This window comes from Pseudothioglobus sp. nBUS_23 (assembly GCF_051201565.1).
Classification (GTDB): domain Bacteria; phylum Pseudomonadota; class Gammaproteobacteria; order PS1; family Pseudothioglobaceae; genus Pseudothioglobus.
Map to the genome: position 1 here is coordinate 1,482,970 of NZ_CP179200.1, position 24,300 is coordinate 1,507,269.

Annotated in this window: 23 protein-coding genes; 6 read left to right on the plus strand and 17 right to left on the minus strand. The window is 37.9% G+C overall.

Annotated features, from left to right (window positions below; genetic code table 11):
• Positions 1-9 precede the first annotated feature (9 nt).
• Both ACMAZA_RS07560 and ACMAZA_RS07565 read left to right on the plus strand, forming a co-directional pair.
• Positions 10-1,044, plus strand: coding sequence for a quaternary amine ABC transporter ATP-binding protein (locus tag ACMAZA_RS07560; RefSeq protein WP_435188391.1), 1,035 nt, complete (start codon positions 10-12; stop codon positions 1,042-1,044).
• A 7-nt stretch (positions 1,045-1,051) separates the two neighbouring features.
• Complete coding sequence (locus tag ACMAZA_RS07565; protein ID WP_435188393.1) at positions 1,052-1,825, plus strand: SDR family oxidoreductase; 774 nt, start codon at positions 1,052-1,054, stop codon at positions 1,823-1,825.
• A 24-nt stretch (positions 1,826-1,849) separates the two neighbouring features.
• Here the strand turns inward: ACMAZA_RS07565 and ACMAZA_RS07570 are convergent, their stop codons facing one another.
• The 6 genes from ACMAZA_RS07570 to ACMAZA_RS07595 all read right to left on the minus strand — a co-directional run bounded on the left by ACMAZA_RS07570 (position 1,850) and on the right by ACMAZA_RS07595 (position 7,538).
• Positions 1,850-2,488 (minus strand): c-type cytochrome, encoded by a 639-nt coding sequence (locus tag ACMAZA_RS07570; protein ID WP_435188395.1) that lies wholly within the window; start codon positions 2,486-2,488, stop codon positions 1,850-1,852.
• A 96-nt stretch (positions 2,489-2,584) separates the two neighbouring features.
• Positions 2,585-2,890 (minus strand): c-type cytochrome, encoded by a 306-nt coding sequence (locus ACMAZA_RS07575; protein WP_435188397.1) that lies wholly within the window; start codon positions 2,888-2,890, stop codon positions 2,585-2,587.
• Between the two features lie 72 nt (positions 2,891-2,962).
• Complete coding sequence (locus ACMAZA_RS07580) at positions 2,963-3,748, minus strand: carnitinyl-CoA dehydratase (RefSeq protein WP_435188398.1); 786 nt, start codon at positions 3,746-3,748, stop codon at positions 2,963-2,965.
• A 15-nt stretch (positions 3,749-3,763) separates the two neighbouring features.
• Positions 3,764-5,821 carry an acetate--CoA ligase family protein gene (locus ACMAZA_RS07585; RefSeq protein ID WP_435188400.1) on the minus strand — a complete coding sequence of 686 codons (2,058 nt, stop codon included), beginning with the start codon at positions 5,819-5,821 and terminating at the stop codon, positions 3,764-3,766.
• A gap of 7 nt (positions 5,822-5,828) precedes the next feature.
• Entirely contained in the window at positions 5,829-6,986 is a 1,158-nt protein-coding gene (locus tag ACMAZA_RS07590; RefSeq protein WP_435188401.1) for an acyl-CoA dehydrogenase family protein, read from the minus strand.
• A 21-nt stretch (positions 6,987-7,007) separates the two neighbouring features.
• Complete coding sequence (locus tag ACMAZA_RS07595) at positions 7,008-7,538, minus strand: thioesterase family protein (protein WP_435188403.1); 531 nt, start codon at positions 7,536-7,538, stop codon at positions 7,008-7,010.
• Between the two features lie 94 nt (positions 7,539-7,632).
• On the opposite strand from ACMAZA_RS07595, the gene yihA reads away from it, so the two are divergent.
• Both yihA and ACMAZA_RS07605 read left to right on the plus strand, forming a co-directional pair.
• Positions 7,633-8,238, plus strand: coding sequence for a ribosome biogenesis GTP-binding protein YihA/YsxC (gene yihA, locus ACMAZA_RS07600; RefSeq protein WP_435188405.1), 606 nt, complete (start codon positions 7,633-7,635; stop codon positions 8,236-8,238).
• The gene (locus tag ACMAZA_RS07605; protein ID WP_435188407.1) at positions 8,228-10,732 is read left to right on the plus strand and encodes a PD-(D/E)XK nuclease family protein; all 2,505 of its coding nucleotides are present in this window, start codon (positions 8,228-8,230) and stop codon (positions 10,730-10,732) included. The genes yihA and ACMAZA_RS07605 overlap by 11 nt, the downstream gene beginning before the upstream one ends.
• On the opposite strand, the gene ACMAZA_RS07610 is transcribed toward ACMAZA_RS07605, so the two are convergent.
• Positions 10,700-11,776, minus strand: a complete 1,077-nt coding sequence (locus tag ACMAZA_RS07610; protein WP_435188409.1) for a polynucleotide adenylyltransferase — start codon at positions 11,774-11,776, stop codon at positions 10,700-10,702. The genes ACMAZA_RS07605 and ACMAZA_RS07610 overlap by 33 nt on opposite strands.
• Positions 11,777-11,829: 53 nt before the next feature.
• On the opposite strand from ACMAZA_RS07610, the gene msrB reads away from it, so the two are divergent.
• Positions 11,830-12,204 (plus strand): peptide-methionine (R)-S-oxide reductase MsrB, encoded by a 375-nt coding sequence (msrB, locus tag ACMAZA_RS07615; RefSeq protein WP_435188410.1) that lies wholly within the window; start codon positions 11,830-11,832, stop codon positions 12,202-12,204.
• A gap of 16 nt (positions 12,205-12,220) precedes the next feature.
• On the opposite strand, the gene ACMAZA_RS07620 is transcribed toward msrB, so the two are convergent.
• The 5 genes from ACMAZA_RS07620 to ACMAZA_RS07640 form a co-directional block, all read right to left on the minus strand.
• Positions 12,221-13,006 (minus strand): sulfite exporter TauE/SafE family protein, encoded by a 786-nt coding sequence (locus tag ACMAZA_RS07620; protein WP_435188412.1) that lies wholly within the window; start codon positions 13,004-13,006, stop codon positions 12,221-12,223.
• Between the two features lie 23 nt (positions 13,007-13,029).
• A complete protein-coding gene (locus ACMAZA_RS07625; protein ID WP_435188414.1) occupies positions 13,030-13,611 on the minus strand; it encodes a thymidine kinase in 582 nt (193 codons plus the stop codon).
• Between the two features lie 133 nt (positions 13,612-13,744).
• Positions 13,745-14,986, minus strand: coding sequence for a pyridoxal phosphate-dependent aminotransferase (locus ACMAZA_RS07630; RefSeq protein ID WP_435188415.1), 1,242 nt, complete (start codon positions 14,984-14,986; stop codon positions 13,745-13,747).
• A gap of 101 nt (positions 14,987-15,087) precedes the next feature.
• Entirely contained in the window at positions 15,088-17,643 is a 2,556-nt protein-coding gene (locus tag ACMAZA_RS07635; protein ID WP_435188417.1) for a TRAP transporter permease, read from the minus strand.
• 59 nt (positions 17,644-17,702) lie between these two features.
• Positions 17,703-18,704: a TAXI family TRAP transporter solute-binding subunit gene (locus tag ACMAZA_RS07640; RefSeq protein WP_435188419.1), complete on the minus strand. Its 1,002-nt coding sequence runs from the start codon at positions 18,702-18,704 to the stop codon at positions 17,703-17,705.
• A 152-nt stretch (positions 18,705-18,856) separates the two neighbouring features.
• Between ACMAZA_RS07640 and ACMAZA_RS07645 the strand changes: the two genes are divergently transcribed.
• Positions 18,857-19,738 (plus strand): MurR/RpiR family transcriptional regulator, encoded by an 882-nt coding sequence (locus ACMAZA_RS07645; RefSeq protein ID WP_435188421.1) that lies wholly within the window; start codon positions 18,857-18,859, stop codon positions 19,736-19,738.
• Positions 19,739-19,760: 22 nt separating this feature from the next.
• On the opposite strand, the gene ACMAZA_RS07650 is transcribed toward ACMAZA_RS07645, so the two are convergent.
• From ACMAZA_RS07650 to ACMAZA_RS07670, 5 genes are all read right to left on the minus strand, one after another.
• The gene (locus tag ACMAZA_RS07650; protein ID WP_435188423.1) at positions 19,761-20,438 is read right to left on the minus strand and encodes a dimethylsulfonioproprionate lyase family protein; all 678 of its coding nucleotides are present in this window, start codon (positions 20,436-20,438) and stop codon (positions 19,761-19,763) included.
• The gene (locus ACMAZA_RS07655) at positions 20,428-20,889 is read right to left on the minus strand and encodes an AMP-binding enzyme (RefSeq protein WP_435188425.1); all 462 of its coding nucleotides are present in this window, start codon (positions 20,887-20,889) and stop codon (positions 20,428-20,430) included. Before ACMAZA_RS07655 ends, ACMAZA_RS07650 begins: the two co-directional genes overlap by 11 nt.
• 11 nt (positions 20,890-20,900) lie before the next feature.
• Positions 20,901-21,959, minus strand: coding sequence for an AMP-binding protein (locus tag ACMAZA_RS07660; RefSeq protein ID WP_435188427.1), 1,059 nt, complete (start codon positions 21,957-21,959; stop codon positions 20,901-20,903).
• Positions 21,960-22,057: 98 nt separating this feature from the next.
• Positions 22,058-23,704, minus strand: coding sequence for an AMP-binding protein (locus ACMAZA_RS07665; protein ID WP_435188429.1), 1,647 nt, complete (start codon positions 23,702-23,704; stop codon positions 22,058-22,060).
• Positions 23,705-23,723: 19 nt separating this feature from the next.
• Positions 23,724-24,293: a DUF2889 domain-containing protein gene (locus tag ACMAZA_RS07670; RefSeq protein ID WP_435188431.1), complete on the minus strand. Its 570-nt coding sequence runs from the start codon at positions 24,291-24,293 to the stop codon at positions 23,724-23,726.
• Positions 24,294-24,300 lie beyond the last annotated feature (7 nt).

Below are 24,300 nucleotides of genomic sequence, written 5' to 3' on the forward strand. Positions count from 1 at the left end.
TTTCCTACTATGTCAAAAATTGAAATAAACAATATTTATAAAATATTTGGTCCTAACGCTCAGCAAGTTATGCCAATGGTTAAAGATGGCGCCTCTAAAGAGCAGGTTATGGAAGAAACAGGACACACTGTTGGACTTGATAACGTCTCCCTTTCTATTGAAGAGGGTGAAATTTTTGTTTGCATGGGGCTTTCTGGTTCTGGAAAGTCAACTCTAATTAGACATATTAATAGGCTCATTGACCCAACTGCGGGTGAGGTTCTTGTTAACAATATCGATGTTTGTAGTCTGGATGAAAAAGAAATCTTAGAGTTTAGAAAGAGAACTATGAGCATGGTATTCCAGCGCTTTGGATTGTTTCCTCATAAGACGATTATTGAAAACGTTGCCTATGGTCTAGAGATTCAAGAAGTTCCTGAAGATCAAAGACACGAGATTGCGCAAGGTCAAATCAAGGCTGTTGGTCTTGAGGGCTTTGAACATCAATATCCTGCCCAACTATCGGGTGGAATGCAGCAAAGAGTTGGTCTGGCAAGAGCACTAGCAACCAATCCTGAAATTCTTTTGATGGATGAGGCATTTAGCGCATTAGACCCGCTCATTAGAAGTGAAATGCAGAATCAATTGGTCGAACTTCAAGCTAAACTCAAGAAAACTATTGTCTTCATCACACACGATCTTGATGAATCTCTTAAGCTGGGTGATCACATTGGTATTCTGAATGGCGGAAGACTTGTTCAGGTAGGAAAGCCAGAAGATATTATCTTAAATCCTGCTGATGATTACGTAAAGGCTTTTGTTAAGGATGTTAATCGCTCTAAAGTACTCAGAGCAAGGACTATTATGACCAAACTGGACAAGTTTGATAAATCATCCGTCAATCCATCTTCAACCTATAAATATGATGAGGATACTTTTATTGAAGATATAGTTCCTAAAGTGTTAAAAGATAGATCAACCATTGAAGTTATCGATAAAGAAGGAATGACTACTGGGTTCATTACCTCTGACGAACTCTCAGTTGCACTAACTAAAACTGAATAAACCCTCATTGGAAGCTGTTAACAAAAATATTGTAATTTCAGCAGCTGCAGATGGAATAGGCTGGTGCATTACTAAGTCATTGTTAGATAATGGGTACACAGTTTATGCATCAGATATTAATCAAGACAAGATAGATGAACTCAATCAACACCCACTCATCAATAACAGATTATTTGTTGACTACGTAAATGCAGGAGATGCAAACTCAGTCAAAAATTATTTTGAATCTTTCAAATTATCAAGTATCGATGGCTTGATTAATAACGTTGGTATTGCGGGACCCACTGGAACAATGGAGAACATTTCAGTCGATGATTGGAATCAAACTATAGAGACTAACTTAAATAGTCATTTTTATTTTACAAAGCAAGCTATACCACTTCTAAAAAAAAATAAAGGTGGGTCAATTGTCAACTTATCTTCAACAGCAGGTATCTTTGGATTTCCATTAAGAACCCCATATGCTGCATCTAAGTGGGCAATTATTGGAGTCACCAAGTCATTAGCTATGGAACTAGGAAAATTCAAAATACGAGTTAATGCGATCTGCCCAGGCTCGGTCTCAGGAGACAGAATTAACAGGGTGATTGAGGCAAAAGCAAAATCACTTAACATTCCTGTTAGTGAAGTCAAAGAAGATTTTGAAGGGATGGTTTCACTCAAAACTTTCGTTGATAAAGAAGATATTGCCAATATGGCTCTATTTCTTTTGTCTGACCAAGCTCACAGAATATCTGGTCAAGTCATGACCGTAGATGGCAACACTGAGAGGATGGACTAGGTAGAACTGTCCTGATAAAACTGCTTAATGAAGACCAGCAATATACTGAGATAAAGCGTCTATCTCTTCATTAGTCAGACCCATAGCAACATTATTCATCATTTCATTGACTCTCTCGACACCATCAGAGCCTGTCTGTTTATTGATTGAATACTGACGGAAAGCCTTTAACTGAGAAGCAGTATATTCAGCGTGTTGCGCTGCAACGGCTGGGAAACCTGCAGTTGGAATACCCTCACCTTTGGCGCCATGACACGCAATACAAGCAGTCGTTTGAGTTTCCATTTTGCCACCAACATAAATTTTTCTACCCAGTTCAATTTGTTCTGCTGAACCCTTGGCGGAGTTTTCACTGATTGTTTGGATTGAGTAATATGCAGCAATATCTTCCATGTCCTGATCAGAAAGTAACGAGGCAACTCCAGCCATCATTGCATTATTTCTTTCACCAGATTTAAAATACTGAAGTTGCTTGATCAAATAAGCCTCTCCTTGACCAGCCAACTTTGGAAAGTTAGGTATCGTACTATTTCCAGCCAGGCCATGACAACCCATACATGTAGCAGATTTAACTTGGCCAGCTTCTGCATCTCCTGCAGCGATTGATGGACTTACTAGCGAAGTAATTAGTAAAGAAGCTAAGATAACAAGGGTTTTTTTCATTCTCAATCTCCAAAAAATTCCATGAAATTATACGTGATAAATTCGGGTTAAGAAACCCTCAAATTAGTTAAAATTTTAAATAGAAAAATTCTATCTTTACCGGTCTTGGATGGAGAGATACTCCGCAATAGATCTCTCAAAACCCTCGGCCATTGGAGCCATCGCATTCATGTATGAGTTTTGACGTTCGCCCGACTGAAAATATTCAAGTTGCTGAATAATCCATTCAACATCTTTGCCTGCTAGGGAGGGGATTGATTCGTCATTTGAGCGTCCATTTGCGCCATGACAACTTGCACATCCTAGAGCCCCATACATTGCTTCACCCTCACTATTAGCCAAAGTACCAACAGAGAAAGTAGCTAAAACAAACACAATAAACGTATTAAAAACTTTTGTCATGGTTTTAAGCATTAATGAGTTTCAAAATTGATTATACCCATTTATGATTTAGTACAATCCAGTTGATGAAAGTTATTTGCCTTTCCATTTGGGGGGTCTTTTTTCTGAAAAAGCAATTGGCCCTTCCTTTGCATCCTCAGAATGAAGCATTTTCTGATACGCTTCAATTTCTCCTGATCGCATCAATTCGTAGGCTTCCTCTAAATCCATGATTTCAGTTGATCTTATGACAGACTTTATGGCTGCTAAAGAGAGTGGGGCTGACTTTGAAATCTGAAGAGCCCACTCAAGCGACTGATTAATTAAATCATCTTGGGAACAAATTCTATTAACAAGGCCGTAATGCTTTGCCTCCTCAACACCCATCCTTCGACCCGTCATAAGCATATCCATAGCAACTGATTTAGGTAGTCGACGAGGAAGCCTCAATACCCCGCCGCTATCTGGAATAATTCCTAAAGTAGCTTCAGGTACAAAAAATTCTGCATTACTTGAAGCAATGATGATGTCTGCAGCAAGTGCCAATTCAAACCCACCACCTACTGCTAATCCATTGACAGCAGCAATGACAGGTTTATTGAGATCCCATAACTCTGTTAGGCCTGCAAAACCACCAGGACCAAAGTCAGCATCAACTGCTTCCCCCTCAGATGCTGCCTTTAAGTCCCAGCCCCCACAAAAGAAACGATCTCCAGCTCCAGTAATGATTGCCACCCTAAGATTATTGTCATCTCTAAATTTTATAAATGCATCTCCAAGCTCATGACTTGTTTTTGCATCAATTGCATTGGCTTTTGGACGATTCAAAGTAATTAAAATTACTTCTCTATGAACCTCATAATTAACAGCATCTTTCATAATCACCCCAATAAATTAATTTGAGTTAAGTCTAATAAGTGTATCAGCAGCAGCAACTCCATTGGTCTCTTTTAATACTAATAGTGGATTGATATCCAACTCCTCAACTTCATTTTGACTGATTAATTCAATGACCGAAACGACTGAATCTATTACTGCTTCGATGTCCCCTTTTGGTTTGCCCCTGAAACCCTCGAGTAGCTTGTAAACCTTTAATTTTGATAAAGCTTGATGTATATCTGCTCTAGTAGCAGGCAAAATTAACACTGAACTGTCTTCTAGAAGCTCAACAAATACACCGCCACTTCCAATTACGATGTGTTTGCCAAAAGTAGGGTCATAGTCCATACCTATAATGAGCTCACAAACTGATTTTTCTATCATTTTTTCAATAAGAAGCTCTGAACTGATAATGAATAAATCTGCACATGCCTCTTTCAGCATTTTTGTATTTTTAATATTCAGCCTAACTCCATTTAATTCAGTCTTATGAGCTAATTCTGCCCCTGACACTTTAAGAGTCACTGGGAAGCCAATATCTTCAGAAGCTTTTGTAGCTTCATTGAAATTATTAACCAGAAATCCCTTTGGAATAGCGACGCCATACTTGTTTAAAAGTTGCTTGCCTTCATATTCTGTTAAGTGTGTTTTGGTTTTACTTTCTGAGTTAATGCTCAAAATTTTTAACTCTGGACTTATGTTGCGTGAAAATGCGCGCCCAATTTTATATGAGTGATTGAGGGCTTTCAAACACACATCCAAGCCAACCATAGGGGCAATACCCAAACTTAAACACTTCTCAATAATTCTTTTTGGCATACAATCTGCCATAGAAGCCAGTACTATTGCCTTTTCACCTGTCCCAGAGAGGGCATCTGAAAGTGCCAATAAAGTCGAGTCCCAGTCCTTCTGCTCTGATTGGTCAGTTTTAGGCCAATCCAACAGCAACATTGTGGCTGCAAATTGATCACTAATCATTGCCCTAAAGCACTCTGAAGTTCTTTTTCTATCTCCCCAAATAAATGTATGGTAATCTAGAGGATTGTCGACCTCGACATAGTCGTTTAGGGTTTGCTGAACTTTGGCCTTGTGTGATGATGTGAGTGATGGAAAATTAATTTCTAAGCCATCAATTAAATCAGCCATCATACCTGCTTCTCCGCCTGAGCAGCTCATTGAAGCAACGCCGCTATGCTTCATTACGCCCAATAGGCTGATCAGTTTGAGTGTTTCTAGAAACTCTGGAACTGTCTCAACTCTGGCTATACCCAGACGATCAAAAAAAGCACTATATAATTTATCTGAACCCGTTAATGAGCTGGTGTGGCTCAAAGCAATCTTAGCAGATGCATTTGTTTTTCCTGACTTAATAGTAATGATTGGAACCTTCATTTTAAGCGCTCTTTGAGCAGCAATATCAAATGACTCGATGTCAGAAATACCTTCGATGTGTAGACCAATCGCATTGACTCTTGAATCATCCAACATCGCATGGATAATGTCCGCAATATTTGTATTTGATTGATTACCAAGAGTAAACATATAAGCGATTGAAAGGCCAGAAGACTGCATAGACATGTTTAGACCTATATTTCCGCTTTGCGTTATGATTGCCACCCCTTCGGATACTGGGTCACACCCATGAACGTCTGGCCACAAAGCAACCCCATCCAGACTATTGATAAATCCGTAACAATTTGGGCCAATGAGCGGCATTCCATTGGCAGCTTCAACCAATTGTTGATTTCGTATAAGACCTATATCTCCAACCTCACCAAACCCAGAAGCATACAAAACCGCGCCGCCGCTTCCCATAGACTCAAGATCAGATACAATTTCAATGGCAGTATCTGCGTTAACCGCAATAAATGTGGCATCAGGAGGTTCTGGCAAATCTTTGACATCTCTAAAACATTTGATGCCTTCAAGAGATTCAAGGGTTGGATGAACTGCCCATATTTCATGACTGTATCCTAATTTGAGCGACTCTCTAATCGCAAAATTTGCACCTCGATTACCAACAACAGCGATTGACTTTGGGGAGATTAATCGATGCAAATTGCTTTTATTCATTTTGGATTTATTCAAATGGTCTAAGCAATGATCTGGAAATAATATGCCGTTGAATCTCACTAGTTCCATCCCATATTCTTTCTACACGATGATCTCTCCAAATCCTCTCAAGGGGAAGCTCATCCATCAGCCCCATGCCACCTAGGATTTGAATGGCCTCATCAGAGATCATTGCAAGCACTTCAGTTGCTTTAAGTTTTGCCATAGCAGCATCACTATTCGTCATCTGACCTTGTGAATCCCTCCATGCTGCTTTAAGAGTGAGTAATTCTGCAGCATTAAGCTCCATCGACATATCAGCAAGTTTAAATGAAACGCCTTGAAATTTACCTATCGTTTGACCAAATTGTTCACGAGTTGCAGCCCACTCCGTTGCGATCTGCAAAGCCCTTTCAGCTCTGCCTAGACACATCGCAGCAACAGACAATCGAGTTGCGCCTAACCATTCATTAGCCACATCAAATCCATGGTCAACCTCTCCTAAGACTTTTGATTCATGTACTCGGCAATTATCAAAATTAAGTATGAAGTTATGATAACCTCTATGGGATACACTGTTATAACCCGGCTCAACCGAGAAACCGGGGGTCCCCTTATCGACTAAAAAGCTTGTTATCTTTTTCTTCTCACCCCTGGGGGTTTGCTCTATTCCAGAAGCAGCAAATAATATGACATAGTCAGCCATATCAGCGTGACTAATGAAATGCTTAGAGCCATTAATTACAAAATACTCACCATCTCTCTCAGCTTTACACTTCATAGAGCGGACATCAGATCCTGCATTTGGTTCCGTCATCGCAAGACAGTCAACCTTGTCACCACGAATTGTTGGTAACAGATACTCATCAACCTGTGATCCTTTACAAGCCAATAAAATATTGCTTGGCCTAGCTACAATATACTGTAAACCAAAGTTTGCTTTTCCCAATTCTTTTTCTAGAAGGCATAAAGTAAGTGAGTCTAATCCACCACCACCATACTTTTCAGGCATATTACATGCATAAAGTCCACTTTCTATAGATTTTTGTTTTATTTGCTCTACAACGGAATCTTCTATTTTATTATTCTTTTCAACCTCGTCCTCAAAAGGGTAAAGCTCTTTTTCTACAAAACTTTTGACAGATTCAATAATCATTTCTTGTTCACTTGTGAGTCCAAAATTCATTTTATCTTCCTCTAAATTGAATTAACCTTGTTTGATCTGCATGACACGGCCTTTTTGCTTCGGAGAAGGCAGTTTCTCATGTTTATTCCAAATCTTTTGTAATATTCTAAAGACAGATTGATCTATCTCACTTGCTTTTGCTTTATTCATATCAACATGAATAAGCATTTGTTCAGTTGTCGCTATTAATTGCCCACTCTCGCCGTGAAACATTTGATGAAAAATGTGTAATCTCTTTGAGTCAAGACCTAATATTTGAGTAGTAAACTCAAGTGGTTCATTTTCTGATGCCTCTAAATAGTAATTTATATGAGTCTCTACGGTATAAAAAGATTGACCCCCAAGTCTGTAATCATTATCAATACCTATATACTGAAACAGTGCATCTGATGCATCGCCAAACGCATAGAGATAGAAAGACTCACTCATATGCCCATTGTAGTCAATCCAATCTGAGTGGACTTTGGCAATGTAAAGCGCCAGAGGGTTATCTAATTCATCCTCATCTGAATAATATTGATACTCTCTTGTTAGATATATTTCATTGTCCATATTTAATTAAAAAGCAAATGCAGAAATAGAATGTTATGAGAACTGATTTAATTATGATTATATAATGGAATGAAAGGCCCTCAACTCTTGAATTATGCACAATTTTTACCGTCAAGCTAAATTTCTTTTGTCTTGCCCATCTCTTAAAGGATGTCCAAACGATAGCGGCTATGAGGTGATATTTGCTGGTCGTTCAAACGCCGGAAAATCAAGTGCTATTAATACGCTCACAGAACAAAAAAAATTAGCGAAAGTTAGCCGAACTCCAGGAAGGACTCAGCATCTCGTATTTTTTGATCTTGGCAATGACAGAAGACTTGTCGACCTTCCAGGCTATGGGTATGCGAAAGTACCTGATTCAGTTAAACAGGATTGGCATCGTAATATGAGTGAATACTTTGATAATCGGCAATGTATAAAAGCTGCAATTCTGGTTATGGATTGCCGTCATCCATTTAAGCCGTTTGATCAAATGATGCTTGACTGGTGTGTGAATAGTAAAGTACCAATTAACATTTTGCTAACTAAATCTGATAAATTAAAAAAGGGGGCTGCTAGCACAGCTAGACTTAACGCTTTAAAGGCAGTGAAAGATTTACCTTCAGTTAGTGTTCAACTTTTTTCTTCCCTAAAAAAAGAGGGAGTTTTAGATCTTAGTCATTATCTAAACCAAGTATTTGAAATGAGCAATGAGAGTTAATTTAGACCTTAGTTCAATTAAGTCAAATGATACTGTAATTGTTGCAAACAACCGCCAAGCTCTTGCCCTGAAGAAATCTCTAGCTCATTCAGATCGAGCCTCTAGACTATCAAAAGTTTATTCATATCAATCTTTTCTTGAAAAGTTATGGAAGAGTAGTCAAATAAGTCAAGAAAGACGCCTTTTAACACAGCTAGAATTTCGATTTTTATTACTGCAGTTCAGTGAAGAAGCATCCGTAAAAAATCCTGAAACTTTTATTGAGGAGCTTATTAAGTGTTATAGGCTATACAAAAGCTATGGAATTGAGATTAATCAGATTTCAACATTACCTTCAATTCCTTCTAAACTGTTTGTTCGATTAATCAGGCAATATGAAAAGTTTAAAGCTCAAAATGATTGTATTGATCAAACAGATATTTTGAATTTAACTATAGATCATTTGAAGCGAATTAGCCTTCATAACGGTAATTACTTTAGGTATGGATTTAATGAGTCCACACCCGAACAAAACAAACTTTTTGAAGCCTTGAATTGCAAACCACTGTTTGCTGAGCATCTAGAAAGCACCTCTAGAAATTTCGCATTTGTTGAACAGGAGTCTGAACTAATAGCTATTGCAAAATGGGCAAAAAGAACTAGCAATCAGTATCCAGAAAAGCAAATTGGCATTGTGGTGCCTAACCTCAACGAATTACAGTATAAGGTGAAGTCTATATTTGACCTAGAGTTTTCCTCTAATCTGGTTGAGATTCATAAAAAGCCATACAATATTTCTTTAGGTATTTCTCTGAGCGACTACCCATTAATTAAGCATCTTATCTCAATTTTAAGGTTATCAAGCCAATTTCAAAACGGCTTTGTCGACACTGAGACACTAACCAAAGTTGTAACATCTCCTTACATTAAAGGCGCCATGAGCGAACTCAATAATCGCGCCTTGTTAATCAACAAAATACGCCAGTTATCTGCCACTAGAATTAAAACTAATAAAATTCTTAGTCTATGTGATGGTTGTCCTAGCCTTAAGGAGATTTTTATTAAGCTCAATGACGCCAATTTAACAAAAAAAATAACACTGGAACTATCCTTAGATTCCATGAACTCATTCTTGCTTATCTGGGGCTTTACTTCAGATAGAAATCTATCAAGTAGTGAATATCAAATATATGAAAAGTATCAGGTTGAAAGTTTAGTACTGAATAAATTATCAGATTTTCACCAGTTAACTACTTTAGATGATGCTCTTAAGATATTGATTGAGCATATGAATGCCGTTATTTTTCAGCCACAAAGCGGCTCTGCAAATATTTATATACTCGGCTCTCTAGAGGCTGAGGGGTTGTTTTTTGATTTTGTCTGGGTCTGTAGTATGACCAGTAGTTTCCTTCCTGGAAAAATTAAGATGCCTTTATTTATTCCGCCTAAAACGTCTGTGGAATATTGTTTGCCTGGAACAAGCTTTGAGCTCATCACCAAAGAAAGTGAAATAACACTTAACAATTTGCAAAATTTAAGCAAAAATTTGACTTTTAGCTACTCAAATTACTCAGAAAGTCGAGAGCAGATCGCCACCCCTTATCTTTTATTTGAAGACCCACAACAGATTAAAGATCCTCAAGTGACTCCTAGAGAGATGGAGCTGATTGAAGATTTTATTGCACCCAAAATTAAAAATTTAGAGATTAAAAAAGGCGTTAAAACACTTCAAGACCAGATGGGTTGTGAATTCAAAGGCTTTATCAATAGACTAAATTTTCAAGAAATTAATGACTCAGTGATAGGCATTAGCAAACTTGAACAGGGGAATATCATTCACAACATATTAGAAAGATTTTTTAACGAAGTCTCGTCAAGCTCAGAATTAAAGGATTTGTCAGAGACTAGACTAGATGAATTAATAGAAACTCACTCTGAAAATGCCCTCCAAGAAATACCTCAGTCTAATTTTAGAATTAATGAAAAGGTAAGAGTAAAAATAGTAATAAAACAATACATAGACCTTGAAAAAAATCGAGAATTTTTTGAAGTGGTTGGGACTGAATCTGAAGCGCAGGTTGACATTGCTGGCTTAAAATTCTCTACCCGTATTGATCGAATGGATCGCTTGAAAGATGGCTCAAAACTTATTATTGATTACAAGACAGGAAAAAATATAGGAATAAGAAAACTCATTAATCAGCCTTTAGAACAGGCCCAACTTCCAATTTATGCAATCTCAAATGAGGTTGATGGCGTGGCGTTCGCCACTATTAACTCTCAGGACTGTAAATTTAAAGCTATTACAAAAAATAAAAACGATTTGCCAATGAGTAGCCAGTCAATTAATAGAATGCCTGAATGGAAAAAGCAAGTCTCTGATTGGAAAGATGAACTGGTCCAGGCAAGTCAAAAATTCCAGAATGGGCATGCTGAAGTTTTGCCTTCATCACACGCTTGTGACTTCTGTGACTATGATTTACTATGCAGAGTCGATAAATCGGGTAATGACTAATAATCTCTCTTCGGCTAACTCTTGAGCAATATTGATATTCTTTAAATCAGATATCTTGATTAAGTTTAGCTGAGTTTTTAATTGATCTATTTTTGAGATATCTATATTCAAATTTTTAAAAGATTCCAAAATAAGTTCAAACCTCTTTTGTCTCCTTAAGCCGTCAGTTTTTAGATAGAAGTTTAGAATTTCTTCTGGCTGATGAGATAAAAAATCAGAAGCAAAGTCATGCCAACTACTTACTAATTCAGCAATTTGTTGCATATCTTTAGGGCATTTAAGATGTTCGCAAATTAGTTCAATATTGCCTGGCTTTTGATCATAAAGCCAGAGAGCAAAAGTGATCTCGCTAGCTAAATTTTCATGGTCTAAATGCTTAAAATTTCCACCTTGAGTCATTTCAAGCATTGGAAACAATCTTTGATAGGCGCCTGATTCAATTAAAACTTCAAAAAAGATAGATGGCGCCTCTGTATTCATTGATAAATTAATTTCTTTAAAGACTCTCTCAGGAGTCAACGCATCTACCTCACCCGAACTGACCATCATTTTCATTAAATCGAGTGTCCCAGAATCGATCGTAAACCCAAGATGATGAAAACGGGATGCAAACCTTGCTGTCCTGAGTATTCTTACTGGATCCTCAGAGAATGCCTCGGACACATGCCTTAGCGTTCTTTTCTTAATGTCGTCTAAGCCACCAAAAGGGTCAATAAATTCACCAGAGCCATCCTTATTTTGTGCAATTGCATTGATTGTTAAATCTCTTCTAGAGAGATCTTGTTCCAATGTAACCGATTTTGATGTATCGAATTCAAACCCCTTATATCCCTTACCAATCTTTCGTTCTAATCGAGCAAGGGCGTATTCTTCATTGGATTTTGGATGAAGAAAAACTGGGAACTCTTTCCCAACCTGACGAAAACCTAAAGATTGCATTTCTTCGGATGATGAGCCTACAACGACATAGTCTTTTTCTGTAGACTCTGTAGCAATACCTAAAATCTTATCTCGAATTGCACCGCCGACCAAAAATTCTTGCATATTTCTTACTCTAGAAATTAAAGTTAAGGATAAATTTCTCTTATAATACACGAATGAATAACAAGAAGAATTTATCCCCAGAAGCCTATCGTATTACTCAAGAGTGCGGAACTGAACCGCCTTTCACTGGTGAATATTATAACCACAACGAAACAGGAAACTATCATTGCATCTGTTGTGACGCTGTATTATTTGAATCCTCTACAAAGTATGACTCTGGAAGCGGCTGGCCTAGTTTTTATGACCTTGCCAATAGTGGCTGCATTAGGCAGCTTGAAGATGATTCTTTGGGATATATGAGAATCGAAGTGAGATGCTCATCCTGTGATGCTCACCTAGGTCATGTCTTTCCTGATGGGCCTCAGCCAACTGGAAAGCGCTACTGCATAAACTCAGTTGCACTCAACTTTTCTGGTGATGATTCTTAAGCTGTAATTTTAGTTTTTAAAATACAAGCACCATAGCGGCTAAGAAACCCAAGAAAACTGAAAAGCCTTTTTTAAGTTTTTGACTATCCATTATGTGGGTAACTTTTGCGCCAAGTGGAGCAAAAAAAATACTGGCGGCAACTATCGCAAAAAGGGCCTCAAAGTTCACAAAGCCTACCCCTCCCGTTGGAAGAGTTTGAGAGGATCCTGCCACCATAAATCCAATACTGCCAGCAATCGCAATCGGCATACCAACTGCTGCGGATGTGGCAATGGCATTCTTAATTTTTACATTGTTATAAACTAAAAATGGAGTGGTCATTGTTCCGCCACCAATCCCAACCATAGCTGACACTAGCCCAATCACATAACCTGCAGCAGACCAAATCCATCTTGACAAATTATCAGCATGACTTGAAGCACTAACGCCAAACCACATAATCAATGCAACAGTTATTTCAAATAAAGCAAAGAATACACGCAAAAAATCAAAGCTTAAATATTTAGCAAGAATAGCGCCACTGTATGAACCTAATAAAATGGTTGGTGTTAGCTTTACAAAATTTCTCCAAAGTATCGCCCCATGACGATGATGCGCATATAAACTGGAGATGGAGGTAAAAACTATTGCTGCCAATGCAGTTCCAATTGCAGTATGCATTAAAATGGATTGATCAATGGATGGTGCCAATAGGTATAGCAATACTGGAACAATTATTAATCCACCTCCAATCCCCAACAAGCCTGCTGCAAATCCTGAAAAAGCCCCGAGAAGAATAAATAGGATTATTGCTTCACTCATAGTTGATCATATATTTGGAAAACTCAAGCCTTCCAAATATGTTCAGCGAAATGCTTTCTACACATAGATTGATAACGGTCATTGCCTCCAATAACCACCTGGTCACCGTCCTCAATAACATTTCCATGCTCGTCAATCCGAACAACCATAGTTGCCTTACTACCACAGTGACAAATAGTTTTTAGCTCAATTAGATTATCTGCCCATGCCAGTAGATGCTGACTTCCAGGGAAAAGTTCGCCCCTAAAATCAGTTCTAATTCCATAGCAAAGCACAGGAATATTTAATTGATCGACAGCTTGAGCAAGTTGTTGAACCTGCTCCCTACTTAGAAATTGACTTTCATCAATCAATACGCAGTCTATTGAATTTTTATGATTTTGATCTGTTAAGATTTTAAATAAGTCATCATCTTTATGAAAAAGATGTGCCTCCGCTTCAAGCCCAATTCTGGAAGTCACTTTTCCAACGCTATAGCGATTATCTATTGCAGCTGATAGAATAAAAGGCGTCATACCTCTCTCTTTGTAGTTGTATGCTGATTGAAGAAGTGAGGTTGATTTACCTGCATTCATTGCAGAGTAATAAAAGTAAAGCTTAGCCACAATGCAAACCTAAATTATTAATATTGTAATATTATAACCCTTGGGACTAATTAGAAATTTACATCATTTGGGCTCTATGAGAATATGCTATTGAGGCCATCCAGAATCGCATAATGATTCGATGATGGATTTCTTATTGATTATTAATCCACTCTTTTAAAAGTGAAACTCCTTTGACTATTCTTGGACAGATTTGATTCAGGTTATCAATAGATGACTCGTCTTTCGAAATCAATCGGAGCGCATCCTCACCATTAAAATCTACAAATGCAATCCGAGAAAGTAATTTACCTTTTTCTAAACCAAAGTCAGAACCTGGGAGCATTGCAAACCCTACTTCATTGAGAATTGTTTGACAAAGTATTTTGTCATCATTAACTTTTCTAGAGATATTTAAAATATTAGAAAAGTCACAAATCATATAAAACCCACCTTGAGGTTTCTGGCAACTAATGCCTACAGAAGACAACTCTTGATAAACAAAATCTGCAATGGCATTTAAAATTAGTCTCGAATGATTTAAAAATACCGAGTGGTCTTCAGAGTAAGCTTTAATTGCTGCGAACTGAATAGGTGCACTAACTGCAGTATAAGTTTCACTTGCAATTGCTCTAATGCTATCCTTAATATAACTCAATTCTTTTGGAAATGTCAAAGTTCCTAACCTCCAACCTCCAGCACCACACCACTTGCTAAGCCCACTACTGATAATTGTGTTTTCGGGGTAAAAATGCGTCAATGACTTATAATCTCCAGAGAAATCTAGTTCAGCATAAATCTCATCAGCAATAATAGTAACGTTATGTTTTTTGGCAACTTTAGCGAACTCTTTAAGATCATCATGAGTTGTTCCAGAAGGATTATTTGGAGAATTTAAAATCAAAAGTTTGCTAACCGACTTTAATTTTTCACATGCAATGTCCAGACTTTTAGGGCTAAGATGCCAATTACTCTCGGCATTTGACTCGATCCAATGAACTTTTTTATGAATCATTTGAGCTTGTGGCTCATAAGATACCCAGCTTGGACTTGGAAGCAATAAATCACAATCCAATGCCATTTGAATTTGAAAAATTAATTCCTTTGAGCCTGGCCCAATAATGACATTTTGAGGGTCATAAGAGTATTGATTCTTACGGGTATGATATTTAGCAACCTCCCTCCTAAGAGCATATAGGCCGGATACATTGAGATAATCTTTCTGGTGAGCATGCTCCTTTAACTCATTCACAATTAACTTGGGCACTGGAAATGGTGACTGACCAAGCCCAAACTTATAAACCTCCTTACCTTCGCTGATCAATTGCTGAGACAGCTCATTGATTGCAAGAGTAGCTGAAGTTTTTAAACTTTGAATATTTTTTTGTATTTTCATACTAATTTTTGCAAACTACATACTTGTAATATCAGAATACTAGAATAATAGAAATATATGTTTCTTTTTTAATAAAAAATTAATACTTTTGTATCTTTTTCCTATTGAACTCGAACTATTTCTCTCTTTCTTCTTAATTGGACCCAGCCAACCATTCCTATTAAAAAAATTGCTGGTATATAAACAATTTGTTTAGGCATGGTCTCCCTCTCTTTAAGAACTGAAGTGATAATCCAGCCACTATCGACTCCTGCAACTTTTATGGATTCAACCTGTTTATTTATTGCTCGACTATTTGAAATTCCCGGGAGCACCATTGCTACCTCCATATCTCCAAATAAATCATCTATTTGAAGCCCCGTGTTATTTACTCTCTCTCTGCCTGTCTGTCCATCAGCCAATGGCAATAAAAATGTGTAACTTCTCACAACACCTTCAATTGTCTCGCCTTCAACAACAAAACGGATTGGTTCACCTTCACTCATAGTGTCAGCAACTTTAAACAACTCTTGACCAGAAATCTTTTCATAAGGTGGGTCCACTTTATCCCAAAAATAACCTGGCCTGAAAAACATAAATGCGACAATCAGCATCAATACAGTTTCCCATAGACGATTTTTAACAAGCCAATAGCCCTGAGTAGCCGCAGCAAAAAGGAGGATTGCAATAACTGAGGAGGTAACAACTGATATAAAACTAATTACACTGTCAATACCAATCATGAGTAACTGAGTATTAAAAATAAATATAAAAGGGAGTACGGCTGTTCTCATGTCGTAAATGAAGCCCTGAATACCCGTTCTTATCGGATCACCCTTGGAAATCGCTGCTGCTGCATAGGCAGCAAGACCCACTGGTGGCGTATCATCAGCCAAAATACCAAAATAAAAAACAAACATATGAGCCGCAATTAGAGGGATAGCCACGTTGTTCGCTGCACCTAAGCTCATGATGACAGGAGCCATTAGACTTGAGACAACTATATAGTTAGCTGTTGTTGGCAGGCCCATTCCTAAAATAAGACTTATCATTGCAGTAAAAAGCAATATTAAAAATAAGTTCCCTGCAGCAATAAATTCAACCCATCCAATTATTAATTGTCCAACACCTGTGAGCGTTACCGTACCAACAATAATACCTGCTGCAGTAGTAGCAACTCCAACACCAATCATATTTCTAGCACCATTCACAAAACCAAGCTTTAGATCAGTCAAACTTGAAACTAGATGAGCTGCAAGATTAGATTGGCGTCGAAATATTGCCAAGATAAACTTCTGAGTTAGGACTATAAACATCATGAACATGGTTGCCCAGTAGACTGAAGTTTCGGGAGAAAACCGCTCAACAGTTAGGAGCCAAATCAACAAAATAACTGGAAGTAAAAAATGAAGTCCTGCCTTGACCGTCTTACCAATTTCAGGGATTTCGCTTATTTCTCCTGCAGGTAGATCTGGCATTCTTGAAACAGAGTACAAGAGTCCGAGATAACTAAAAACCATAATTAATGCAACAATCAATGTAGTTGCTTCTCCAGCTATTATTTTAATGAATTCAAAGAAAGGTGGAAGCACCCAGACAAGAGTACCTAGAACAATCAGAACGCTCGAAATGCCAATTAATCTATCCACTTTATTGAGCTTGTTGGTTCTTTTAAGTCCCTCCATTCCAGACTTTAAAGCCTCTAAGTGAACAATATAGATAAGTGCAATGTATGAAATGACAGCAGGTAAGAATGCATGCTTGATTACTTCAATGTAAGAAACCCCAACATACTCAACCATTAGAAATGCTGCAGTGCCCATAATTGGAGGTGTTAGTTGGCCATTGGTAGAAGATGCAACTTCAATTGCTCCAGCTTTCTCAGAGGGAAAGCCAACTCGTTTCATTAATGGAATTGTAAATGTACCAGTCGTTACAACATTAGCAATGGATGATCCTGAAATCATACCGGTCATCGCTGAAGAAACTACTGCAGCCTTTGCAGGCCCGCCTCGATAATGCCCTGTCAGTGCATAGGCTACTCTTATGAAGTAATTACCAGCGCCAGCCCTCTCAAGAAGTGCGCCAAAAAGAACAAACAAGAAAACCATGCTTGCCGAGACTCCAACGGCAATTCCAAATGCTCCTTCTGTTGTAATCCACATGTGGGATACAATTTTATTTAAAGAGGCGCCCCCATAACCTCCAGCTCCAAGGAACGCATAGGTCAAAGCAATAATTGCTACAACCATTAACGGAGGACCTAATGATCTTCTAGTGGCTTCTAAGAGAAGAAGAAGTCCTATAACACTCAAAAATAAATCAGCAGAGTTTGGAACGCCCAAACGCATTTCAAAAGCTCTAGAATCCCAAACCTGGTTATAAACCAAATACAAACAAGATGCGACTATGAGAAACCCCATAATCCAATCAGTCCATGGAATGACGACTCTAGATGACCTTTTAAGAGCTGGATAAGTCAGAAAAGCTAGAAAGCCTGCAAAAGAGACATGAACTCTCTTGACTACATCTGCATTCATCCATGGTGTTATTTCAAGAACTAGAGGCGATGAGACGTAAAGCTGGAAGACTGACCAAGCCAAAGCAACATAGATCAATATGTTTTTAACTAGTGCACTTTTTGGGTTTCTGTTTCCCGTTTCTAGATCAACTTCCATAAGGATATTGTATAAAAAAAAAGGATGGCAACGCCATCCTTTTTCTTGTTAATTGAATCTTACCACTTCATTAGACCAACTTCTTTGTAATATCTTGCAGCACCATCATGAAGAGGCGCAGACAAACCATCAGAAATCATTTCTTCTTTCTTCAGATTAGCAAACGCAGGGTGTAGCTTTTTAAAGCTATCAAAGTTGTCAAAAACGCCCTTAACAATGCTGTGAATTACATGCTCAGAAGTCGCAGTTGAAGAGACAACTGTTGCGCCAACACCGAATGTGACAGTGTCATCAGGATTTCCATTGTACATGCCGCCTGGAATAGTGGCTGTTCGATAGAAGTCATTATTAGCGACTAGTCCATCAACCGCAGCACCAGTCACATTCACTAAAACGCTGTCGCATGAAGTTGTAGCCTCTTTGATTGATCCTGAAGGGTGTCCAACTGTAAAGACCATCGCATCAATCTTATTGTCGCAAAGTGCTTTTGACTGCTCAGATGACTTAAGTTCAGAAGCAAGAGCAAAGGTTGATTTATCCCAACCAAGTGCATCCATTAAGACTTCCATAGTTCCTCTTTGACCAGAGCCTGGGTTGCCTATATTGACTCTCTTACCTTTTAGATCTTCAAGATTGCGAATGCCTGAATCAGCTCTTGCTACAACCGTGAAGGGCTCAGGGTGAACAGAAAATACAGCTCTCAAATCTGTAAATGCACCTGCATCAGCAAACTTACTCGTTCCATTATAAGCATGGTACTGCCAGTCTGACTGTGCAACACCTAAATCTAGCTCTCCAGCACGAATAGTATTGATGTTATAGACTGAGCCACCTGTAGATTCAACTGTACAGCGAACAAGGTGTGTCGCCTTGTCCTTATTGACTAGTCTACAAATTGATCCACCCGTCGGGTAGTAGACTCCTGTTACGCCTCCAGTACCAATTGTGACAAATGTCTCAACAGGTTTAACAACATCGCCAGCTATTACCGGAGTTGCAACCGTTATACTACTCAATACAGCAGCGGCAAGTGCGCCACTCAAAAAATTAATTTTTTTCATTTCATCTCCTTTATTTTATTAGACAAAAAATTTAAGTCCAAATTAGTTATACCATATTTAATACAATTGTTTCAATATTTCTAAGTATAAAACACAAGTGTTTTCATCTTGTTCAAGTTTATTTAACTAGATTTATAGTAGAATATTCTTCTATGGATTCAAATAACTATTCAACCACTGAAATCAATCAAAAACTATCAAATGGATACGTTGGTTTTTCTAAAGAAGTCAAAAAAGCAGCCAAATATGTAATGGATAATCCTGCAGAGATTCCTTTACATTCAATACGAACTGTTGCTTCAAACGCAGACGTTAATCCATCAACTATGGTCCGTCTTATAACTATACTAGGGTTCAAACGTTATGATGAGTTTAAGACGATTTACAAAAAAGCTGCGTCACAAATGCCAGTTTCCAACTTTACATCTCATGCAAAAGATCTTCTGAGTGAAAAACATAAGAATCCTTTTTCTGATGCAGAAGCAAATGTATATAAGTCTCTATCTGGAGCCTTCAATGAGAAGACTTATAAAGCCATTGACTCTTCAGTTGATAAATTAATGAAAGCAGAAACTGTATACATTCTTGGAATGAGAAGTAGCTTCTCTATGGCATTTTATCTGCATTATCTTTTGCATTTTATTCTGCCAAAAACAAAATTGATTCGTGGTCAAGAAGGAATGCTGCTTAGTGAAATTTCTCAAATAAATGCAAATGATGTTGTGATTGTTTTTGGAGCATCACCCTTGTCACTTGAAACAACAAAGGCATTAGACAAAATCAAAAAGAGGGAGGCTTTCATCATTGTGGCAACTGATATGTACACCTCTCAAGCTGCATCGAATGCAGATATCATAGTCGCACTTGGTAATGAGACTCTTAATTTCCTTCCCAGCATTCTGCCATATGCAGCATTCTCAGAAATTCTCGTTTCACAGATTATGACGAAAGGTGGCAAAAAAATGCTAGCCCGAATCAAAAAATTTGAAGACGAGCTTTCTGAAATGGGCGCATACATTCGACCTAGTCAATAATTATAAGTAATGAATCATTCCATTATTTAAAGAGGCTTTGCTCAATTTCCTCCCAATCATCAAAATGGAGAACTTGACATGGCGAATTAACATTTTCAAGCCAAGCAAATACGGATATAAAAGGTTGTTCATAAACTCGAGCAGCATGTCGCTCTCTAGGTGCGTTCCAAATAAATGAACCAGCTGGATAGTCTTTCCATTCTCCAAATTCAAATCGCCAACCTGATTTATCTGAAAGGTTAAGATATAACTCTGGTGCATCATGCTTATGATCACGATAGAGTGTTCGTGGTCCAAGCATAAAGACGCCCAGGAGAAAGTCATCACTTTGATATCCACAAGAGTTAGGGCCAATTAACAGAGTATGGAGGTTGCAATTTTTGTAACCTGGCCCCAGATTTGCCCCAGGTTGATAATATTGTGAATTATCTTCTAACCAAACAAGGTCGTCCTTTGCTGCATAAAGGCAACTTGCAATCTCATTAAGCTGTTGGGCATTTATTTCAGAAATTGCTTTATTCAAAACCCGCTCATGTCTAGTTCCTTTTGGTTTAATATCAACAAGTTGTTGATCAGATAAGTCAATTTTTTCTAATTTTCTCAATGTCATTTCAACTCCTGACATATCTGCTCGATGCTTATCAAGATAACTAATAATGGATTTAATTAGGGCTTTGATTCTAATCTGTCTATCTGTCATTATTTGTTTCATTAAGAGTTAAAACATATTTGCGCATCACCTTTTTATCAATCTTACCAACACTTGTTTTGGGGAGTTGCTCGACAAAAAAAATGTTATCGGGAATTGCCCATTTAGATATTTCTCCTAATTCAAAATGTTCTCGAAATTTTCTCATTAAATCTTTTCTAACAAGATCTGGATTTGCATTATTCAAAAGTTTTACAACTAAAACGGCTCTTTCACCCCACTTTTCATTAGGGATACCAATAGCTGCGACTTCTTCAATGCTTGAAAATGACGATGCAATATTTTCAAGTGTAAGCGATGAAATCCATTCACCACCAGTTTTGATAACATCTTTGAGGCGATCAGTAACTTGCAATGATCCATTTTCACGAATATATCCAACATCCCCAGTATGTAGATAACTATTTCTCCAAAGATCTTTAGATGCCTTTGGGTTGTCCATATATCCATTAGTCAGCCAGGGGCCTTTACAACAATTTCACCTGTTGTTAATCCATCATGAGGAACATCTTGCATATTTGGAGATACAACACGCAGGTCCACCAGTGGGCCTGGAAAGCCAGTTTGGGATTGAGCATCTGGATCAGTACTAGATAAATCTGCAACTGTTAAAAATGGGCATGTTTCTGACATGCCATAAGCAGCATGCAATCTTATGCCAAATTTAGAAGCACGACTCTGCAAACTCTTTGATAGGGCAGATCCTCCAATTATTACTTTCCATCGACTCAAATTTACTTTTTTGCTATTCGGATGATCTAATAACATTGATAAAACAGTAGGAACACAATGTGAAAATGTCACTGCTTCAGAATCGATTAGTTGCAATATTGTCTCAGGGTCGTAACGATTAGGATAAACCTGACGAAGTCCCAACATTGTAGCAGCATATGGAAAGCCCCATCCATGAACATGGAATAAGGGTGTGAGTGGCATATAGACATCATCACGATGTAATCCAGAGTCTCCTGAAAATGAACCAAACCCAGCTAATAAGCCTAATGTGTGAAGAACTAACTGACGATGTGAATAAGTGACTCCTTTTGGATCACCTGTTGTGCCAGTTGTATAAAACAATGTCGCAGTTCTGTTTTCATCAAATTCTGGAAAATTAAAACTAGTTGATGAGCTGCTTATCCAATCTTCATACTTTTCACCATGACCAATCGGGATGATTATTATTTCGCGCTCAAATTCTAACTTAAGTTCTTCAATTAGGGGCATAAAGTCCTGATGAACAATTATTAGATCAGGCTGGGCATGATTAATCGTATAAAGAACTTGCTTAGGTGATAAACGTACATTGATTGTATGCAAAACTGCCCCCATCATGGGTACAGCAAAAAAATACTCAAGATAGCGGTGAGTATCCCAATCCATAACGCCAACGCGCATTTTTTCAGAAATACCCATAGCAGTTAGAGAATTGGCAAGCCTTCCAAGACGTCCAGTGAACTCCTGATAATTTAGCCTTACATTTGGATTACTTACAATTTCTTGCGAAAAAGACATAACGCTAGATTTTGTGAGAATTTGCTTAATTAAAAGGGGATACTCAGAATCCATATTCGTTATAGATACTCAAACTATAAGTCAGAAAACCAAATCTATTAGTTTTCTTTCAGCTCTCTTCTTAGAACTTTTCCAACATTAGTTTTTGGAATCTCTTTGATAAATTCTATATGCTTTGGAACTTTATAAGCAGTTAACTTTTCCCTACAAAAACTTATAATTTCATCCTCAGTTACAGTTTGCTCATCATGAAGGACAACAAAAACTTTTACGAGCTCTTGAGAACCTTCACCCTCTATTCCGACACACCCACATTCAAGAACAGAAGGGTGTTCATTTACAACCGCTTCAACTTCATTTGGAAAAACGTTAAAACCTGAGACAATAATCATGTCCTTCTTTCGATCAACAATAAAAATATTACCTGTTTCATCAATTCGAGCAATATCACCGGTCATAAACCAGTTATTCTCATCAAGACCAGTGACTTCAGACTTCCAATAACCACTCATAACCTGTGGTCCTCTGACACAAAGCTCTCCAACAGCATTCGTTTCTGAAAGTGCTTTACCGTCTTCATCCCTAATTTCAATTTCAGTATAAGCTGCAGGCAGACCTACGGAGCCTGTAAATTCAGTTTGCTTGTAGTCATTCACACTAACCAGTGGTGATGTTTCAGTGAGTCCATATGCCTGCCAGATTACTGATTTAGTAAGTGCTGCCCATCTTTTTGCAGTTGTGTCAAGGGCTGCCATACCGCCACTTAAGGACATTAGTAAGTTACTAAAATCTAACTCTTTAAAGCCATCATAATTCAATAGTGCTTCATACAGCGTATTCACACCAGAGATCATATGAAACTTATGTTTCTTCATAATTGAAACGAAAGTCTTTAAGTCCCTAGGATTAGTAATGAGTACACTTCTTCCACCAATATGGAACAGCATGAAGTTATGAACAGTTAGAGCAAAGATATGATACAAAGGTAATGGACAGATGGCTATTCTCTGTTCTTTTCTTGAGTCATCATACATTTTAGGGTCGATTGTAAAGAAAGCTTGGATGATGTTAGCAAGAATATTTCGGTGAGTTAGGATCGCGCCTTTTGAAACGCCTGTAGTTCCCCCGGTATACTGAAGGAAGGCTGTGCTCTCTATAGGAATATCTATGGATGCAGCCTTTGAACCTTCATTCTCCTTCAAAACCTCAAGGAACATTTTGGCACCATCAATTTGGTACTTGGGCACTAACTTTTTGACTTTTCTAGTAACCAAATTAATAATCTTTCCCTTAAAGCCGAGAAGGTCTCCAACAGTTGTTACTAAAACTTTTTCCACACTCGCTAGGTCAGACTTAGCGGCGACATTAGCAACGCCCTCCCAAACCAATAATAATTTTGCTTCACTATCTCTAAGGACATGTTCAAGTTCTCTTTGAGTATAGAGGGGGTTAATGTTCACTACGACGATACCTGCCTTCAATGCTCCATAAACTATGACAGGGTATACCAGCATGTTAGGCATCATGACAGCAACTCTATCACCAACTTCAAAGTTACTACTAAGCCAAGAGGCGAATGAATCAACCTGAGCCGATAAGTCGTTGTAGGACATCTCAACCCCAAAACTTTCAAACGCTATTTTTTCTTGATGCTCATTACAGCAGTTATCAAAAAACTCTACCAGGTTGCCATGTTCTTTAAAAAAATCTGTCTCTTCAAGTTTATTGGGTATGTTTAATGCCATTAGACTTCCTCAGTTATCGTTAGTTATCCTTAACTTTGCCTATTAAAATTTCCTTATATTCATTATAAACCTCTCCGTCCTTTTTAAAAGCAAAACATGAGTTAGCGAATTTCTTTTCTATTGATTTTGCCTCCTCTAAAGTGATACTTTCGGACTCGCCGCCTGTTTTTTCTTTCCATAGTGTTTGATATGCAATAGTTCCAGCATAGGCCAGAAGGTCAGTAATATGCCTGCAGCCCTTTTCTCCTCCTAAAGCCTTTATAACCTTTCTATTGAACCCAGTAACGACGTATTCACCCTTAAGTTTTTGGCAATTTTTAACCGCTTGTGGGCAAATATTATAGGGAGAGGCATTGATTTCTGCCTCTATATCGATAATTTGTCTTTTATCATCTAGAGTCAGTCTGAGCGCCATATCATGAAGAGGCTCGCCTGCACTGATATATTCTCGATGCATGTTATTAAAAGAATAAGTCTTACTATCAATCAGAAAAACTTCTATATCCCACAATCCATCTTCTCTTTTATAGCCTTTGCCTTCAATCGTTCTATTATGTTTTAAATCTCTTCTGGCCGGCTTCGATAGCATAGTGTGA

What these genes read in the sequence shown, in the direction of transcription:
- ACMAZA_RS07560 (WP_435188391.1), top strand. Translation starts at nt 10, where the DNA reads ATGTCAAAAATTGAAATAAACAATATTTATAAAATATTTGGTCCTAAC.
- ACMAZA_RS07570 (WP_435188395.1), bottom strand. Translation starts at nt 2,488, where the DNA reads ATGAAAAAAACCCTTGTTATCTTAGCTTCTTTACTAATTACTTCGCTA.
- ACMAZA_RS07575 (WP_435188397.1), bottom strand. Translation starts at nt 2,890, where the DNA reads ATGACAAAAGTTTTTAATACGTTTATTGTGTTTGTTTTAGCTACTTTC.
- ACMAZA_RS07580 (WP_435188398.1), bottom strand. Translation starts at nt 3,748, where the DNA reads ATGAAAGATGCTGTTAATTATGAGGTTCATAGAGAAGTAATTTTAATT.
- ACMAZA_RS07585 (WP_435188400.1), bottom strand. Translation starts at nt 5,821, where the DNA reads ATGAATAAAAGCAATTTGCATCGATTAATCTCCCCAAAGTCAATCGCT.
- ACMAZA_RS07590 (WP_435188401.1), bottom strand. Translation starts at nt 6,986, where the DNA reads ATGAATTTTGGACTCACAAGTGAACAAGAAATGATTATTGAATCTGTC.
- ACMAZA_RS07595 (WP_435188403.1), bottom strand. Translation starts at nt 7,538, where the DNA reads ATGGACAATGAAATATATCTAACAAGAGAGTATCAATATTATTCAGAT.
- yihA (WP_435188405.1), top strand. Translation starts at nt 7,633, where the DNA reads ATGCACAATTTTTACCGTCAAGCTAAATTTCTTTTGTCTTGCCCATCT.
- ACMAZA_RS07605 (WP_435188407.1), top strand. Translation starts at nt 8,228, where the DNA reads ATGAGAGTTAATTTAGACCTTAGTTCAATTAAGTCAAATGATACTGTA.
- ACMAZA_RS07610 (WP_435188409.1), bottom strand. Translation starts at nt 11,776, where the DNA reads ATGCAAGAATTTTTGGTCGGCGGTGCAATTCGAGATAAGATTTTAGGT.
- msrB (WP_435188410.1), top strand. Translation starts at nt 11,830, where the DNA reads ATGAATAACAAGAAGAATTTATCCCCAGAAGCCTATCGTATTACTCAA.
- ACMAZA_RS07620 (WP_435188412.1), bottom strand. Translation starts at nt 13,006, where the DNA reads ATGAGTGAAGCAATAATCCTATTTATTCTTCTCGGGGCTTTTTCAGGA.
- ACMAZA_RS07630 (WP_435188415.1), bottom strand. Translation starts at nt 14,986, where the DNA reads ATGAAAATACAAAAAAATATTCAAAGTTTAAAAACTTCAGCTACTCTT.
- ACMAZA_RS07635 (WP_435188417.1), bottom strand. Translation starts at nt 17,643, where the DNA reads ATGGAAGTTGATCTAGAAACGGGAAACAGAAACCCAAAAAGTGCACTA.
- ACMAZA_RS07640 (WP_435188419.1), bottom strand. Translation starts at nt 18,704, where the DNA reads ATGAAAAAAATTAATTTTTTGAGTGGCGCACTTGCCGCTGCTGTATTG.
- ACMAZA_RS07645 (WP_435188421.1), top strand. Translation starts at nt 18,857, where the DNA reads ATGGATTCAAATAACTATTCAACCACTGAAATCAATCAAAAACTATCA.
- ACMAZA_RS07650 (WP_435188423.1), bottom strand. Translation starts at nt 20,438, where the DNA reads ATGACAGATAGACAGATTAGAATCAAAGCCCTAATTAAATCCATTATT.
- ACMAZA_RS07655 (WP_435188425.1), bottom strand. Translation starts at nt 20,889, where the DNA reads ATGGACAACCCAAAGGCATCTAAAGATCTTTGGAGAAATAGTTATCTA.
- ACMAZA_RS07660 (WP_435188427.1), bottom strand. Translation starts at nt 21,959, where the DNA reads ATGTCTTTTTCGCAAGAAATTGTAAGTAATCCAAATGTAAGGCTAAAT.
- ACMAZA_RS07665 (WP_435188429.1), bottom strand. Translation starts at nt 23,704, where the DNA reads ATGGCATTAAACATACCCAATAAACTTGAAGAGACAGATTTTTTTAAA.
- ACMAZA_RS07670 (WP_435188431.1), bottom strand. Translation starts at nt 24,293, where the DNA reads ATGCTATCGAAGCCGGCCAGAAGAGATTTAAAACATAATAGAACGATT.